Genomic DNA, 16,716 nt, shown 5'->3' with positions numbered 1-16,716 from the left:
TACTTACTATTGTTGCGATATTAGAAAAGAGCGTTGTGTTTTCTTCTAGGAGATCTACCGAACGCACTTGTAATTGTGATCAATGAATAAGACTTACTTTAAAAAAAGGGTACAACAAGATGAAACTAAAAATTCTGGCTGGTATCTGCACGCTCAGTGCCTGTATGGCACAATGGACGGCGCACGCCAGCACAAAACCTCAAATAGAACAGACTAATAATATTAAGTTAAACTACAGTGAGCAGAATCAAAATAAACTGACACCTGATTGTGGTATTGAAGACAATGGCCAAGATTGGTCTGCTTTACAAAAAAACGCAGCAAAACAACATCGAGATGTAACTCATTCAAGTTTTTTGTTTTCAGCGGCTATGCAAAGTGCTTCATTGTCGCAAGAGTTATTACAAAATAGTGTTGCAGTTCCTGAGCGTTACTATATTCCCGTGGTCTTTCATGTATATGGCGAGCAGTATAACTGTGAGGACGAAACAAAAAAATGCCTAACCGATGACAAAATTCAAGACGCACTGACTAAGCTCAACAATGACTTTCAAGGCTTAGCTATCGACTCGCCTGAGATCTCCCCACAATTTCAAGCTATCAGAGAAAATCTAAATATTGAATTTGTGCTCGCAGGAAAAGATCCTCAAGGTAACCCTACCACGGGGATCGTTCGCCACGCACGTGAGCAAAAAGGATATGGTAATTATGATGATGAAACCCTAGCTAAAATTAATACCGATGCGTGGGATAACTTCAGTTATATGAATGTTTATCTGATGCATGATTTATATGATGACGGCAAACTCACTAAGTCAGGCGTTGCTTGGTATCCTGAGCTGGCGATGACAGAACAAAACACCGCTCGCGTTGTTTACAATGGTCACTATGTTGGTAACAATACCAGTGAAAACTTTCGCTCAGTACTCACTCATGAGTTTGGCCATTGGCTTAATTTGATCCACACCTTTGAAACCAAGCAATGTTCAATCACCAATGAAGCTTTTTGTGCTTCAACGGGTGATAGAAGCTGCGACACCCCTCAGATGTCTATGCCCAGCGATATGCAAAATAATGCACCTAATTGCTTAGGACACTCAACTAACACCGAAAACTTTATGCATTATTCCGATAACTACGCCATGTTCACACAAGAGCAAGTAAAGCGGATGACGGCAGCACTGCATAACCCAGCTCGTAATACACTTTGGTCGAATGATAATTTAATTGCAACGGGCCTTTCACAGTATGTTAGTGATAGCGAACACCCATGGGATGGTGCATCAGGGCTTAATATAGAGCCAAGTGGTAAGTTACTCGCCAGTTATGACATTCCTTTTGCCAACAAAGGTACTGTTGAAACCTTTGAGGTAAACCTACCATACAATGCGCAAAATATTTTGTTCTACCTCAACGGGCACACAGAAGACCCTGATATGTACGTATCAAAAGCTCAGGCACCCACACCCCCTGCCAGTGATTCTGAGCAATGGATAGCCGATCTGGTATCTTTCAATGCTTCAGGTGATCGAGAGCTTGCGGCAGTTGATATACCTGACGTAACAGTTCCTTATTTTGCCTCAGTGCATGCTTTTACGCCTTTTAGTAATTCAAAATTAAAAATACTGCAAGGCGATGATCCCTACCTAAAAGATGGTGAACAGCGCTATTCTTTGTTTAAAGTTGATAACTTATGGGCCAACAAAACGAACAGCTCTTGGAGCACTCGTGCAGGCAAAACCTTTGACTTTCAATTTAGCATACCTGAAGAAGCCACTCGGGTTGTAGTGGTCGTGCCAGGTGGCTATCAAGGTCCAAAAATGGCTGATGGTTCAATTAAAAGGAACGGTGATCTCGATCTCTACGTTGCTAGAAATCGCGCCGTATCAAAAACGGATTTTGACTGCCGCCCTTTCACTTGGAAAGGGATCTCTGAATACTGTGAGTTCCAAGGCGGTGGTGATTTTGACCTATTCATTGAACCATTTGAAACATACAGTAACGCATCAATACACGTTTATTATGAAATTGCCAGCGCACAAAACCAATCTCCTTTTGCCAATATTAATGGTAAAACCCGCTATGAAGCTACAGACCATGCACTTGAGTTTACCAGTACTGGTTCAAACGACCCTGATGGAAAAATTATCTCTTATCTGTGGGACTTTGGTGATGGCACACAAAGTACAGAGCCTCAAGCCACTCATAGCTACTCAAACCCAGGAACCTACAATGTTAGCCTGAGTGTAACAGACAATACTGGCAGCACTTCTAAAGCAAAAGCCAGCGCAGTGATCACCGACTTATCTCCAAATGATGCGCCACTGTGCACTGACTGTGAACGCGTTTATCTAGCTGATGAATTAAACCTCACAGCCAAAGCTAATGGACATAGTTATAGCTATGAGTTTGCCGTTCCTGATACTGCGTCTTTAGTCACATTTGAACTTGTTGAATACTATAGCGGCGACCCAGACATTCATGTTAGCCGTAATCAACCAGTCTCTAAATCTCAATATGACTGTCGACCATGGGAAGCGCCTAATCAAACTGAACTGTGTCAGTTTGAACAAGGCGGCGTATATAATGTCATGATTGACCCGTTTAAAGATTACGAGTCACTGCGCCTTAGAGCATATTATGATATTCATCGCGATGCAGACCACTCAGCACCAAATCGATTACCAATTGCTGATGCCGGTGGCAACCAAACTGTTAGAACAGGCGTTGCAGTGCAACTTGATGCAAGCCGCTCTAGCGATCAGGACGGAACACTCATTGCGTATAAATGGGACTTAAATCACGGCGTAACCTACTCGGGTGAAGTAGTCACGCACCAATTTGAGCGTGCGGGTAGTTATCCAGTAAGCCTTACAGTAACAGACGACAACAACGCTAGCGCCAGTGTTGAGGTTCTCTTTCGCGTGTTACCTATAGGAGATTACGACCAAGATGGTGATGTAGATAGCGATGATATTAATGCTGTAAGCGAAGCAATCGCTGCAAATCAACTCATAGACAGCAGCTTTGATATTAATGGTGACGGTGCTGTTGATAGCGCCGATGTATTAGCGCTTGAAGGCTTATGTAGCTTTACTAGCTGCTCAAGCATACCACCTGCACCGCAACCACCTATTGCTCATGTTGAAGCTTCTGCTTCGCAGCTGCAAGTTGGCCAACAAGTTACCTTCAGTAGCGCTGGATCAGACGACCAGTATGGACAGATCACTGAATATCAATGGGACTTTGGTGATGGTACACAAAGCGACTTTGCCAACCCGAGTCACAGCTACAGTCAGGCTGGCATTTACCAAGTGACTTTAACAGTCACGGATAATGACAACATGACCGCCAGTAAAACGATCACGATTAATGTTGATCACCCTCCATTAACTGACGCCTGTGCTGACTTCGATGGTATCTATACAAGAAAACTGACGCCAGAAGAACCACGCTGCATTAGCAGTAACCGTGGTCACTCTTTTTCTGGAATGGACCGTGGACCAAAAACAGTCGCTATCACGCTAATCAATGCATCTGGTGATGCTAGAGTTTATTTCGGTGATGGTCACTGGCCAAAAACCGATAATAGTGACCATGATGCCGTATCGCTCCCCCAAGGAAACCAGCAATGTCTGTTCTATGAAATCAACGAACAATCTCGTTATTGGGGCTACCTAAAAATATCTGGAAATGCGACCGGTGCCACGATAGTTGTTGACTACGACGTTGCTGGTTGTCGACCTCTTTAATCTCTTATATCGGGCACGACCAAAATAATTAAAAGTGCCCGATATTCACTCTCTCCAACTTAGGAAAACAACATGTACAAAATATTTAAGATGACACCTTTAATGGTCGCTTTAAGCTCAGTTTCTGTATGGGCCCAAAATGATAGAGATACCACGACCACACATCAAACCACTGACGTGACACATATCAATGCTCACTCTGAGTACACGCCTGATGCTATGTACCACAATAAACAAACTGAATACCTTACGCAATCCAAGCTTCACAACCAGAAAATGATGTTCTTGAGCTCTGAAGAAGGTGCTGAGGCGCCTTGTCCAACTGAAGCTTTTAGCCAGCTCAGTGGGTCGGTGTTTTTAAATGCGATTAAAGATTATGGTCGTGAATGTATTAATAACTTATTTAATGACAAACCCGAAACACTAACGCTCGGAGCATATACTAATGCTAATTTTAATACCGTAATAAATGAGTTGAAAACTCAACTCCATAGTTATGATGGGCAAACAAATGCTACATATCTGAGCAACCTATTTTACTGGTTAAAAGCATATGCTTATTACGATCATCGACGTTTTATAAACCCAGTCACGCAGCAAGCGATGACGCAAGCCATTAATACCTTATATGCTAACAGTCACTTTTTTGATAAAACGCCAAACCATGCAAAATTAGTTCGAAGTGCCACAGGTATCATTAAAAATGCCCAAATAGGCCAGTTTTTAGTCCCTATGACACTGGGTTTGTTAGCTCGCTACGATGAATCTTATGAAAAAATTAATGACTGGGGTCGTTCAGCAACCCCCTTGTTTTGGCAAGTATTAAATGACTGCTCAAAAAACCAAACTTGTCGCGCTCAGCAGCATAACAGCGCTTTAATTGAAGCTATTACCGGGTTTATTGATAACAACCTTGATTGGTTGCATAAATCAGCCAACGATTATCACCTGTTTAATCTGGGCTACCAACTCGTTAACTTTTATAGAGGTAAAGACGACACTCACTTTGGTTTAATTGAAAACAAGCTTAGCACCGAAATATCGAAAGTACTCAGCTCCTATGGGCCATTAAAAACGGATAAAGAACGGACCCTGTATTTAGCCGTACTAGAATCAATCAACTACAACCGCCAATGTGATACTTATGCTGTGTGTAATAAGCGAACAGAAATTATCGAGCAAGTATTAAACAATCGTCTGGTATGTCCTGCAGGCAATTTGTTTATCTGGGCTCAGAATATGGACGATGCACAATTAGCGTGGACCTGTAACTCTTTAAAAACACATGATGACCATTTTCACCAATTGCTGCGTACTGACCGCACACCTGTAACACCAGACGACAACGACTCACTCAAAATGGTGATCTTCAACGACAAAAAAGAGTGGGTTACGTATGGTGGTGTGTTGTTTAACGTAAGCACCAGTAATGGCGGCACTTACCGCGAAGGCGACCCAGAAAAAGCGGGCGATCAAGCCACCTTTTATGCCTATGAACATGTATCAGAGCGCCCTACTTTTGATATTTGGAACTTGCGCCATGAATTTGTTCACTACTTAGAGGGACGATATATCTCTAAAGGTGATTTTCATGACAGTGACGGTGCAGGTCGCACTGTATGGTTTGGCGAAGGTATTGCGGAGTATAGCTCTTTGAAAACGTGCAATGACAATGCAATAGATGAAGCAAGAAAAGGGACTTACTCACTCAGCACCATTTTTGCTAATGAGTACGGCGTTGGACAAACTCGCATTTATGATTGGGGCTACCTTGCAACACGGTACATGTATGAGCAGCAAAATGACGCGTTTTTTGACATACTAACGCTGTTTAAAGCAGGTGAGTATCAACGCTACCGCACAGAATTTGTGGATCAATGGATATCGCAAAAGTCATTTGATACGTCATTTGCCAATTGGTTACAACATGTTGACTCAAGTGGATGTAATATTGATACCACGCGACCACCATCGCCTATTGAACCTATTAATATTGATGATATACAAGGTAACGATAACGTTGGAATGAATGCTTGTATCGACCAGCCTGCAACGGTTGCCACACGTAGTGAAGCCGGACAAGCACTTTGCGTATCACCAGATCCTACCCGAAAAATCAAAGAGTATCCGCTGTATGTACCTGATGGCTTGAAAAATGTATCTCTACAAATAACCCTGCGCCATGGCAGTGGTAATGCCGATCTTTACTATGAATATGGCCGTCCAGATAATGGTTGGCAATATACCCATGAATCAAAAGGTTCAGGCAATACCGAAATAATTTCGGTCGATAACATTAAAAAAGGTTGGCATTACATTGCTGTTAATTCTGAGCACGGGTTCCAAGATACCACCTTGCTAGCGCGATACATTCAGCAACCTATTCTCGGTGATAACGAATTGCAAGATAACATTGCGGTACCTGTAAGTGTTGGCAATCACGACCAACAGCTGCAACCATAACCGCTGATGCAAAAAAATATCACCTTCATCACAATAGGTGGCACCGCTAAACTATGATATGCATGTGAAATTTGGTAGTCTGGCAAGCAAACCGACTACCACTGTCGCCCTTGGATAGTCGGTAACCGAGAACCTATAGCTTTGCTTACATAACAGGTGGCGTCTATTACATTATGCTAAGTGGCGCTCCTATATTTAGTGCTGCAACATTAACCGACTCTTATATTCATTGATTTTGAGCCATACGAATGCATAAATTGATCGCCATTAAAAACTTGCACAATATATTTTTAATATCATGTGATATAGGCTACTTACATAAAAATTATTTTTGGCTTAACCCATGTAAACACAGGGCAAGATCATGAACTTTACCTTGACATAAATTTATGATCTTATACTGCTTTTTAAATTAAGCAGCCCAATTATGTCAGCCAATACGTTGTTCGAACACTTTTCTTCCATTGATGACCCACGCCAGCAAGGCAAAGTACAACATCCATTATTCGATATCCTGTTTCTAACAATCAGTGCAGTAATCGCAGGTTGCCAAGGTTGGGAGGAAATTGAAGATTTTGCCCATGACAAACTAACTTGGTTACGTAAGTTTATCGTGTTAGCTAACGGCGTACCGCGGCACGACACGATTGCACGGGTTGTAAGCCGCATCGACATGACCCAGTTTCAAGCCAGTTACTCTCAATGGATGCAAAGCTGTAGTGAGCTAACAGACGGCAGTGTTGCTGCCATTGATGGAAAAAGGCTAAAAGGTTCATTTAAAAAGTCAGATAGAAAAGATGCAATCCACATTGTCAGTGCGTTTGCCTGTAAAAATGGCGTGACGTTAGGTCAATGTAAGGTCGACTCGAAGCCCAATGAAATCACAGCTATCCCTGAGTTACTTCAGTTGCTAGAGCTAAAAGGTTGCATAGTGACCATTGATGCTATGGGTTGCCAAAAGGAGATAGCAAAGAGAATTATAGAAAAAGAAGCGGATTATTTGTTGGCACTAAAAGCCAATCAGAGCAGCTTATTTGAGCAAGTGAAACGGCTCCTACAGCCAGAAATAACAGCCTCTAATGGCCTATTGAGTGAAGTAGATTACCAACGAGGTCGAGAAGAATTCAGAGCGGCTGTTATGCCATGATATGGCCCAACTCCTAGCGAGTCATGGCTGGGCCCATCTACGTAGCGTAGGCGTGATAGTGTCTTACCGTAAACCGAATAATCAAAAGCAAGGAGGATTAACATACCGATATTACATCAGCTCTGCGAACTTGAGTGCACAGAGGCTAGCCGAAACTACACGGGCGCATTGGCACATTGAGAACCGTCTTCATTGGTGTTTAGATGTAGCAATGAATGAAGATGGCTGCCGTATACGCCGAGAAGGCGCAGCAGAAGTGTTTGCTGGTGTAAGGCACATATTGCATTGAATTTATTAAAGAAAGAGACATCCTTTAACAAAGGTGTGCGCGCTAAACAGCTAAAAGCAGCTAGAAACGAGAGCTATCTAGAAAAGGTATTGAATAGCAAGTGATTTTTCATGCTCTTGCCCTGGCCTAGCGCCTCATTCAGAGGCAATAAAATAGCTGGTTAAAATTAGGGAGAGCAAAAACCAACTGTTTTTTGTTCTTTTGAGTGACTTGTGTACGCCCGACATGGGCATTGATTTATGAGGTGAAAGTCCTCTGTAGGAAGATCACCGTTTAAATAACACACTGTTATTAAACGATAGACACTCGCGAATGGCAAGGGCTAAATCGCGAGAGATAGTCTGGAGGAAGCCGCTAGCATTCTTTATAAATGTAAGTGCTAGCTGATGAACAAAAACATCATATGAGGCGTAGGCTGGAGACGAGCTAGCACAAGATAGTGAAGTCATGTGATCTAACGGCCACCGTAAATGATGCAGTTGTGCAGAGCCAGCTAGGGACTGGTTGTTCAACCCTTGGCGCTTTGACTACTGCGACCTATAGCGAGCGAAATAGCAGTAAACAAGCTTTAGTTTAGACGCGCTTTATCGAGTAATCGCTAGAGTGATTTATCAGAAGTCAGCAGACGGCATAGTAACCAAACGCCCATCGTAATGGAGGGGACACGGTGAAGGCCTGAACATCTTAACCAGAGGAAATACTACAATTGAACTTGAATTCACATAGATCACCGTGTTGTGATAGTGATGAACAGCGTTCTGCTGTGAATAATACCTCAAATGAATACAATCAAACAAATCATGTCCTAATGGCAAGGGTACTAAGCAACCATAATATTGGCGCTGCATGGCAACATGTTAAACGCAATAAAGGGGCTGCGGGTATTGATAATATGAGTATTGAAGAATTTAATCTCTTCACTAAGTTACATTGTTCAGGTATTAAACAACAATTACTTAATGGCACTTACCAACCATTGCCAGTCAAACGCGTGATGATACCCAAGCCCGATGGCGGTGAGCGAATGCTTGGGCTCCCTGCTGTTATCGACAGGGTTATCCAGCAAGCCATTTCTCAAATGATCAGTCCTTACTTTGAACCTCAATTTTCACCACATAGTTATGGTTATCGCCCCCATAAAAGAGCCAGTCAAGCAGTCAACCATGTTCAATCTTGTGTTAAACAAGGTTATAAAACAGCGGTTGATATTGACTTGTCTAAGTTCTTTGATGAAGTAGACCATGACATGCTGATGAATCGTATTGGTCGTAAAATCAAAGCACTCATGCGCCTACTCGGTAAATACCTACGAGCGGGGATCGCAGAACGCGAAACAGGTCTGTGGTTTGAGTCAACCAAAGGAGTCCCTCAAGGTGGGCCATTATCCCCTTTGCTTTCCAACATCTTACTCGATGAATTAGATAAGAAGTTAACCTACAAACACCTTAAGTTTGCACGTTACGCTGATGACATAATCATTTTAGTAAAAGCAAAAAGTGAAGGACTAATAATTCAACGGGAAATTACTGCGTTCATCACTAAGCGATTAAAACTCAAAGTGAATGAATCGAAAAGTCGGGTCGGTCCCGTATCAGGCTCAAAATTCCTCGGGTTTACCTTCCGCTAGGGTCAAGTGCAGATCCACGAACAGACGCTAAAGAAATTCAAAGCAAATGTCAGGGAGCTCACTAACCGCAACTGGGGGATCTCAATGACCCTACAAATTCATAAACTCACACAGTATTTACGTGGCTGGGGACACTATTACCTAATAGCCAACGCTTATCAGCTAACGGTGAATTTAGATCATTGGATACGCCGTAGAATAAGAATGTGCTACTGGCGGCAATGGCGTAAACCTCGCACCAAAGTACTCAGTTTAATAAAATTGGGTGCCAGTGAGAGACTAGCCATAGCATGTGGTATCACCAGTAAAGGCCCTTGTAGAGGCTCAAAAACAAAAGGAATTAACATTGCATTAGGCAATGACTACTTAGCGTCACAAGGTTTAGGGTCATTGAGAGATATTTGGATCAATATTCATTACGGGAGATGAACCGACCATTGCGGACCTGCACGATGGGTGGTGTGGGCTGGAGGATAGAGACCTTCGGCTACCCGATTAGATTTCAATCTCCGGACTTGTTGGTTGGCTTATCTTTACCAAAATAAAAGCCAATTATTGTACCTACAATTCCTGAGAAAACAGCTGAGAACTCCTTCATTATCTTTGTACCATCTTGTACTCCGCCAAGAAGTAATAATGCGGAAACTATGAAAACACCAACTACAATTGTAATCGCCAAAACAGCTCTAACAGTTTCAATATTCATGCTTGCTCCTTGATTGTGAATTGAACCTTTCTTATTAAGTCAGCTTCTACATCTGGATCAAAAGAAGAATCATCTTTATTTCTCCACTCAGCTCTACCTTTTTGTTTTTCAAAAACCGTAGTCGTTATCTTTGCCCAAAGGGGCTGACCTTCTGCCAGTATAACTCTAATCGATATAGCGATTTTTTCCTCCCACATAGGGCCGAATCCAAAGATTCCCTTGGTTTCAGAGTCGTAAGCATTACTTTCACAAGTCAACAAGTAGACATCAGATTCATCAATTGTAGGTTCCTCTGAGCAAAGATATATAGTAGATAAGCTACTCCACAAATTATTTTTCAGTAATGGCACATTATTGTGAGGAACTTCAACAAACAACTGTGCATTACGCATAAGTAATATTGAGCAAGAGCTCAAAACCATTAATAAAAATAGCGATATAAAAAGTTTAGTCTTGCTCAAAGTATCCTCCTTGAAATCTAACGCTTGCCTAACCGGCGAAAATTAGCGACGAAGGAGCGCAAGCCTGCTGTTTTGCGTCCTTGGTTTAGGCACTTGTGTACGCCCGACATGGGCATTGACTTATGAGGTGAAAGTCCTCTGTAGGAAGATCACCGTTTAAATAACACACTGTTATTAAACGATAGACACTCGCGAATGGCAAGGGCTAAATCGCGAGAGATAGTCTGGAGGAAGCCGCTAGCATTCTTTATAAATGTAAGTGCGAGCTGATGAACAAAAACATCATATGAGGCGTAGGCTGGATACGAGCTAGCACAAGATAGCGAAGTCATGTGATCTAACGGCCACCGTAAATGATGCAGTTGTGCAGAGAAAGTCGATGCTCCTGTTCTTTATAGGTAAAAAAGGGGGAGATCTGATAAACACGCATCCGCGCTAACGATTGGAGATTACCAGTTAGGGACTGGTTGTTCAACCCTTGCCGCTTTGGCTACTGCGACCTATAGCGAGCGAAATAGCAGTAAACAAGCTTTAGTTTAGACGCACTTTATCGAGTAATCGCTAGAGTGATTTATCAGAAGTCAGCAGACGGCATAGTAACCAAACGCCCATCGTAATGGAGGGGACACAAGTTTGAGTGCCTGTCCACATTAATTTTTATTTATGAAATTGGTGATATCAATCGCTTTTCAAGCGTGCAAAAGTTCGCTTCATACAGTCGGCTTGTTAAATGCAAAGCTGAGTCAGCAGGTAAAACCTATGGCACACAGGGCAACAGAATTGGTAACGCTCATCTAAAATTGGCCTTCAGTGAAGCCGCCGTACTACTGCTACGCCATAATCATAACACCACCAAATACCTTGAGAAATTACAAAAGCGGATGAGCATTGTCAGAGCATTGTCAGAGCTGGCGCATAAGCTTGGTCGATGTGTTTACTATATGCTTAAAAAAGAGACTGTATTCGATGAAACCCGATTCTTAAAGCGTTAGTCACGGTACTGAGTGAGCTGAACGTCTAACTGGATAAAAGGCTGAGCATCAATCAATTGGGTGAGTGAATAGCCATTAAGCTATAACCTGATCATATGCCTAACGACCAAAGCCATTTGGCTTGATTAGACGCTCAGTACGCGTGCATTAATACAATAAGCAAAGTCGCTTACACCTGACTTGATAACTGCGTTACGCACCTGAAACTAACTGGATCACAATGATGAAACCAGCCGCCTTGAATAGTGCCATGATGAGGTTAACCGATGAATGTCTAGTGCCCCTGCGAGACCATAAGGAAATGGAAAAAAGTAGGCAGCGATGAGATCGCAATAAGAGAGCCTCTATATGTGTTTGCCGTAAGCAACTTGCTTAACAGCTACATCGACAGACGAAATAAACGAATTTGTTTATTGATTTAGAGTTGGCCGTCACTGTATAAAAACGGCCAAAAAGAACATTAGTGTCTATTGACAGAGTTAAGGCTCACATGTGTTAGGTTTTCACTTCAACCACAATATCGTCTGGTACTGCATACAATAAAGATCTTTTTATTTTTCCAGTAAAATCAATTTTCTTCTTTATGTCTGACTTTAATGTACAAGCTTCTTTTGCGGTTAGCCTTGGGTCTAACATTAATTGATCAATCACTTCATTGGGATTCAACTTGTACCTAAAAAGAGTGTTGTCATTTTTATTAGATAAGCTTTGGTACACAAGCCTTACTTCTCTTTCATGCGAAAATGCTTTGCGTTTAATCAATAATGATTTGAATAAGCTCTCATTTGCCACACCGTGAGGTTCGTAAATTCTGTCGCCAAAAGACATCAAATCTTGAGTTTTAAGGTACTGTACTTTTCCTATGTAGCATTTATCATCCGCAAGTTCAGACACAGCATGGTTTAAACTAGTAATTAATTTTAGGATTGTAGTTCTAATTCTTACACCCATCTTATCTTGAGAGTAAATCCGCCACATCGCGTCGGAAGCCCTATGCAAGGTCCAGCACTGACCATAGAAATTGTCGTGAAAACCATATTCGACAATATCACCATTAGGGCGTTTTATTTTTGATTTTAAAATCAAGTTTTCAAAAGGATCGTCCCAAGCGGAAGGTTTAACCAATACGTTGGTCTTACTTTCGAAAAGGTCATATAAGTATTCTGAGGGGATAATTCGATAAATTGTTTTATCTAACTCACCTTCTCTTATGTTTAGACAATTTCTCATATTCTTCCTTGAAAACCTAACGCCGCAATTTACGGACGGAGTTCCGCAACATTGCCTTGTTAGCACTTGATTGCAATGATAGCTGATCAGATTTATTCATAAATACGCCGCCAATTATTTAGAAAGTCATCTTTATCTTTAAATGGAGTTATCCACGGCCATTCTGGTTTTGTTTCTTTCTGCCACGTTAAGTGAACTACATATAAAAGGTATTTAGAATCACCTACTAGAAACAAAAAATCATCTCTGCCATCTTTACGAGCTATGGCTTTGACGGATTTTCCATAGAGTTCATGCTCTGCACACATCTCAGAATTTAGTTCCAAAGCCATATTTTCAGCTTGAGACTCATTAAGCAAGTCCCAATCTTCAGGCAATTCTTTTCCAGATATTTCGATATTCATATTTGAGTGCTAACGCCGTTTTAAGCGGCTAATTGCAGTTGGCTAAAATAGGTGAGGCACGAACAAAAAGCCAACTGTAATTTGTCCGACTTGAAAACCCTTGTTAGGCAGCATTAAACAAACTTAATTATAGTGAGTAATAATTGCTCTCATCACCTTCGATTGAAGTTCATAAGTTTCATCACCGCCATTAGTTAAAATAACAACTTCAAGATCGTACTTCGGATAAAAAAATAACTCTGTTTGATAACCATCTTGTGAACCGCCATGAGAATAAAAAGGCTCATCACCCCAACCTATAATCCAACCTAAACCAAAGGTGCCATCATTACCTGCATCACTATGCACTTTTGTCATCGAGATTAACGATTTTTGACTAATAATTTGTCCCTCTTTCAATGCGACAATAAAGTTGTTCAGGTCTTCAATACTACTGACTTGAGCCATTGCCCCTGTGGTATATTGACGAATACCAAAAATAGATTCCGTTTTAGCATAATTAAGGGCGTCATTAGGCTTAATAGTGACGCCTTTCTCGACAATGTAGCTATTTTTCATATTTGCAGGAACAAAGATATTCTCACTCAAATATTTGGAAAAACTATCTCCGCTAACTTTTTCTATAACTTCAGCTAACAATACGTAACAACTATTACAATAAATTGCTTTATCAAAAGCTTGTGCTTTAACTTTAATTGTATTTGAGGAAATAAATTTTATAACATCTTGGTTTATAGATAAATTTGCTAAGTCTAGGTTTGAGTCTGAGAAGAAGTCGTCAGAAATATATACCCTATGAGATAGCAAATGCTTTATCGTAATATCTTTCCAACCTATGGGTAGCTCTGGAATGTATTTGGTTACACGATCGCCTAGTAAAAGTTTATTCTGCTCAACTAACTTCATAATTGCCAGTGCAGTAAAAGGCTTACTAATTGACCCAATTCTAAATCCTGTATGAGAGCTAATCGAATTATTCTTATCTTTGTTAGCAAGCCCTTTACTTAACTGATAAATAATTTCATTATTCTTTTTAACTAAAACACTAACACCTGGCTGGTCTTCTTTTTGCTTTGAAAATATTATATTTAATTTATCTACAAGAGCGCTTTTATTATCCTGAGGGTGAACAGCACCAAATACAGGTGTGATTGCTAAATAGATAAGTGAAATCAGAAAAACTTGAGTTATAATTTTTTTCATTATTTGCTCTATCCTTGACTGAGGGAGAATTTAAACTGCCTAAGTATTTAGTAAGCACGTTGTTTGTGCTGCATAATCGCTTGTTTGACTGAGCCGCTACCTGCTCGGTATGTCAGAGTTGGTGTTATTATTTATAACCTAAGCTACATCAAGCCAATTTCATCGGCATGACTGTCTTATCTAAGCTATCCCTGCGTTGCTCAGCGTTTATTATGTCCCTATTAAACCTAACATTTAACAGTTAAGCAATGATATTTTTCTCACGCACAGCCGCTACTAGCCTGAGCAGGTTAGCGCATTGATTGAATTCAGCAAGCTCTGCTGCTCGTTTGTGCTGTTTTCATTGTCTCTTCACTTTACATATATTGGGTCCTTGCGCCTTTATCAACGCCAACGTTCGCTTGTAACATGCATTGGCTAAAAAACCATAGTGACGAATACGCATAAACCCTTTTGGTAGCACATGTTGTAAATAGCGCCGCAAGAATTCTTGACAGCTCAGTGTCATTACCTTTTCACTGTGTTTATCTGCATAATACTGAAGTGTAAAAAATAAATCCCGGCACCATTACTGGAGATAAACTAGCAAATGCTAATTTTTGCCTAAGCATCTTATTTGTCACCGAACCTTCGAGGGCTTATAACGAGCCTGTAGAATTACTCGTTTTAATTTATTTTTTATTTATGCCTCAACCATAGCCGAGTTCCTATTTTGATTCAATCGTTTAGTAGCTTTCCACTTTGATTTTCATTATGTGCTTTGAGGGGAGGTTATCGGTCTTAACAGCGGACTTTTGTAGCTTTACTGTGGTTAAAATAGCCCTGCTCTTCTTAATGTATCCTGTTTTGTAGCTTTTCTATATTATGTACCAGACAATACAACTGCCATTGCGCGTCCACTTTCGTTTGCCCGCGTAAGGTGAGTTTATTCATCCCTTTATTCACTGTGATATTTCCGAACACGGGTTCGATACATCCAAGTCGTTTGCTGTATGCCCTGCGCCCCATTGGGCTGTCTATTTTGACTTTCATTTTATCTATGTAGCTTCGTTTTTTACGCCGATTCATCATTTTTAAACTGAACTTGCCGCCCTGTTTTTATCGGTGGCTTTCGCATACATTGCGCTTGCATTGGGCATACTCTGCATTCTTTTAAGTAACCACAGAATCGCGTGTATTCTTGATGGTGACTTTTTACATTAATGCCGCTTCGCCACATCTCATTGCCTGCGGGGCAGCGGCAGGTTTGTGTTGCTTCATCATTAGGAATGAATTTATTTTGGCAGGATAAGTCAGGCTTGTAGTTGGCCATAACGATTTACCGTGGGTGAATAATATCTATTAGATCACAGTAACTCGGTGGGTTCAAGGTTAAAAGTCGAGCAAAGAAAGAAGTGTAGGATCAGTTCCTGAAAAGAGTAATTCTACAGCCTCAACGCCCACATTAAGGGGCTTTTTAATAGTTTGATAAAATGTGAAGCGTAGCGAAACCGAGCAAACTGTAAAAGGTCCCGCTTTAATTGCTTGTTAGCTACGGTTTGCTCGAATGTTTTTTCGTATCGTGGTATTGCCACAAAACGTTAATTATTTTCCACTCATTGTTTTCATTTTTATATAAATGCATGTAATCAATCCAATCATCAACGGTTAATTTTATCGATGCAACTCGATTATCAATATCGAGAACGTTGATATCAACTTTAGGGGATGATGAGAATTTATTACCTTCTTTGTTGTAGTTTTCAGCTACCCACACCATAGTGTCAAAATCTGTCTCCATGATAATCTCTGAGCCATCTTTAGATTTCCAGTAGGTTCTTTTAGCTAACTTTTTATCTAGGCCTCTTTTCATTAAATCAGGTTCTACATTGTGTTGTGACTCAATATAATCGAGCACTGCTCTTTTTATATTTTGATTATCAATATCGGTATCTGCTATTACAGCACAAGACAAAAGAACGGATATGGTTAAAACTAGAATGCGATACATTGGACTTCCTTGAGTAAGCTAACTATTTAGTATTTATGCAGCACGTTGTTTGTGCTGCATAATCGCTTGTTGGACTGAGCCGCTACCTGCTCGATGTGTCAGAGTTGGTGTTATTCATGCTATGGGAATTTGCTTTTAATGGCGTAACTTGCCTCGAGCCTATTTTATCGGCTTGCCTATCGCGCTTAAGCTATCCCTGCGTGACTCAGTACTTTTTATCTTATCATTAGAGCTAATTTTCACTGCTTTATCAATGATATTTTCACCGCACACGCACTTTTTTAGCCCGGAGCACGAGACTTCGCTTTTGGTAAGGTTATATCTAAGTTTAATGGTCGGTGCAAAATGTGCTTAAACAAAAACCAAATACTGTTTATCTGTAGCTTTTGGCTTGCCCGAGAAAGCGTGCGAATAGCGTAATGCCAGTCAGTTAAAAATTGACTGGTATTTCC

Annotated in this window: 10 protein-coding genes and 4 pseudogenes; 6 read left to right on the top strand and 8 right to left on the bottom strand. The window is 40.9% G+C overall.

Annotated features, from left to right (window positions below; genetic code table 11):
- Nucleotides 1-119: 119 nt before the first annotated feature.
- From SANK73390_RS11955 to SANK73390_RS11935, 5 genes and pseudogenes are all read left to right on the top strand, one after another.
- Nucleotides 120-3,752 carry a PKD domain-containing protein gene (locus SANK73390_RS11955; RefSeq protein ID WP_462766227.1) on the top strand — a complete coding sequence of 1,211 codons (3,633 nt, stop codon included), beginning with the start codon at nucleotides 120-122 and terminating at the stop codon, nucleotides 3,750-3,752.
- A gap of 72 nt (nucleotides 3,753-3,824) precedes the next feature.
- Complete coding sequence (locus SANK73390_RS11950) at nucleotides 3,825-6,215, top strand: M9 family metallopeptidase (RefSeq protein ID WP_462766226.1); 2,391 nt, start codon at nucleotides 3,825-3,827, stop codon at nucleotides 6,213-6,215.
- A gap of 427 nt (nucleotides 6,216-6,642) precedes the next feature.
- Nucleotides 6,643-7,651, top strand: a pseudogene (locus SANK73390_RS11945) (ISAs1 family transposase).
- Between the two features lie 706 nt (nucleotides 7,652-8,357).
- Complete coding sequence (ltrA, locus tag SANK73390_RS11940; RefSeq protein ID WP_462766225.1) at nucleotides 8,358-9,278, top strand: group II intron reverse transcriptase/maturase; 921 nt, start codon at nucleotides 8,358-8,360, stop codon at nucleotides 9,276-9,278.
- A gap of 6 nt (nucleotides 9,279-9,284) precedes the next feature.
- A complete protein-coding gene (locus SANK73390_RS11935) occupies nucleotides 9,285-9,707 on the top strand; it encodes a group II intron maturase-specific domain-containing protein (protein WP_462766224.1) in 423 nt (140 codons plus the stop codon).
- A 73-nt stretch (nucleotides 9,708-9,780) separates the two neighbouring features.
- On the opposite strand, the gene SANK73390_RS11930 is transcribed toward SANK73390_RS11935, so the two are convergent.
- Complete coding sequence (locus SANK73390_RS11930) at nucleotides 9,781-9,984, bottom strand: hypothetical protein (protein WP_462766223.1); 204 nt, start codon at nucleotides 9,982-9,984, stop codon at nucleotides 9,781-9,783.
- On the bottom strand, nucleotides 9,981-10,445 hold the full coding sequence (locus tag SANK73390_RS11925; protein WP_462766222.1) for a hypothetical protein: 465 nt from the start codon (nucleotides 10,443-10,445) through the stop codon (nucleotides 9,981-9,983). Before SANK73390_RS11925 ends, SANK73390_RS11930 begins: the two co-directional genes overlap by 4 nt.
- Before the next feature lie 647 nt (nucleotides 10,446-11,092).
- On the opposite strand from SANK73390_RS11925, the pseudogene SANK73390_RS11920 reads away from it, so the two are divergent.
- Nucleotides 11,093-11,437, top strand: a pseudogene (locus SANK73390_RS11920) (transposase); the annotation flags it as partial.
- Nucleotides 11,438-11,932: 495 nt separating this feature from the next.
- On the opposite strand, the gene SANK73390_RS11915 reads toward SANK73390_RS11920, so the two are convergent.
- From SANK73390_RS11915 to SANK73390_RS11890, 6 genes and pseudogenes are all read right to left on the bottom strand, one after another.
- Entirely contained in the window at nucleotides 11,933-12,667 is a 735-nt protein-coding gene (locus SANK73390_RS11915) for a DUF2971 domain-containing protein (protein WP_462766221.1), read from the bottom strand.
- A 92-nt stretch (nucleotides 12,668-12,759) separates the two neighbouring features.
- Nucleotides 12,760-13,071 (bottom strand): hypothetical protein, encoded by a 312-nt coding sequence (locus SANK73390_RS11910; RefSeq protein ID WP_462766220.1) that lies wholly within the window; start codon nucleotides 13,069-13,071, stop codon nucleotides 12,760-12,762.
- Nucleotides 13,072-13,194: 123 nt separating this feature from the next.
- Complete coding sequence (locus tag SANK73390_RS11905; protein ID WP_462766219.1) at nucleotides 13,195-14,274, bottom strand: serine hydrolase domain-containing protein; 1,080 nt, start codon at nucleotides 14,272-14,274, stop codon at nucleotides 13,195-13,197.
- 373 nt (nucleotides 14,275-14,647) lie between these two features.
- Nucleotides 14,648-14,824 (bottom strand): annotated as a pseudogene (locus SANK73390_RS11900) (transposase); the annotation flags it as partial.
- A 281-nt stretch (nucleotides 14,825-15,105) separates the two neighbouring features.
- Nucleotides 15,106-15,541: pseudogene (locus tag SANK73390_RS11895) on the bottom strand (transposase); the annotation flags it as partial.
- A 264-nt stretch (nucleotides 15,542-15,805) separates the two neighbouring features.
- A complete protein-coding gene (locus tag SANK73390_RS11890) occupies nucleotides 15,806-16,264 on the bottom strand; it encodes a nuclear transport factor 2 family protein (protein ID WP_462766218.1) in 459 nt (152 codons plus the stop codon).
- Between the last annotated feature and the right edge of the window lie 452 nt (nucleotides 16,265-16,716).

It is taken from the genome of Pseudoalteromonas sp. SANK 73390, from assembly GCF_054966645.1.
This window is presented reverse-complemented; position numbering and strand designations above follow the sequence as displayed.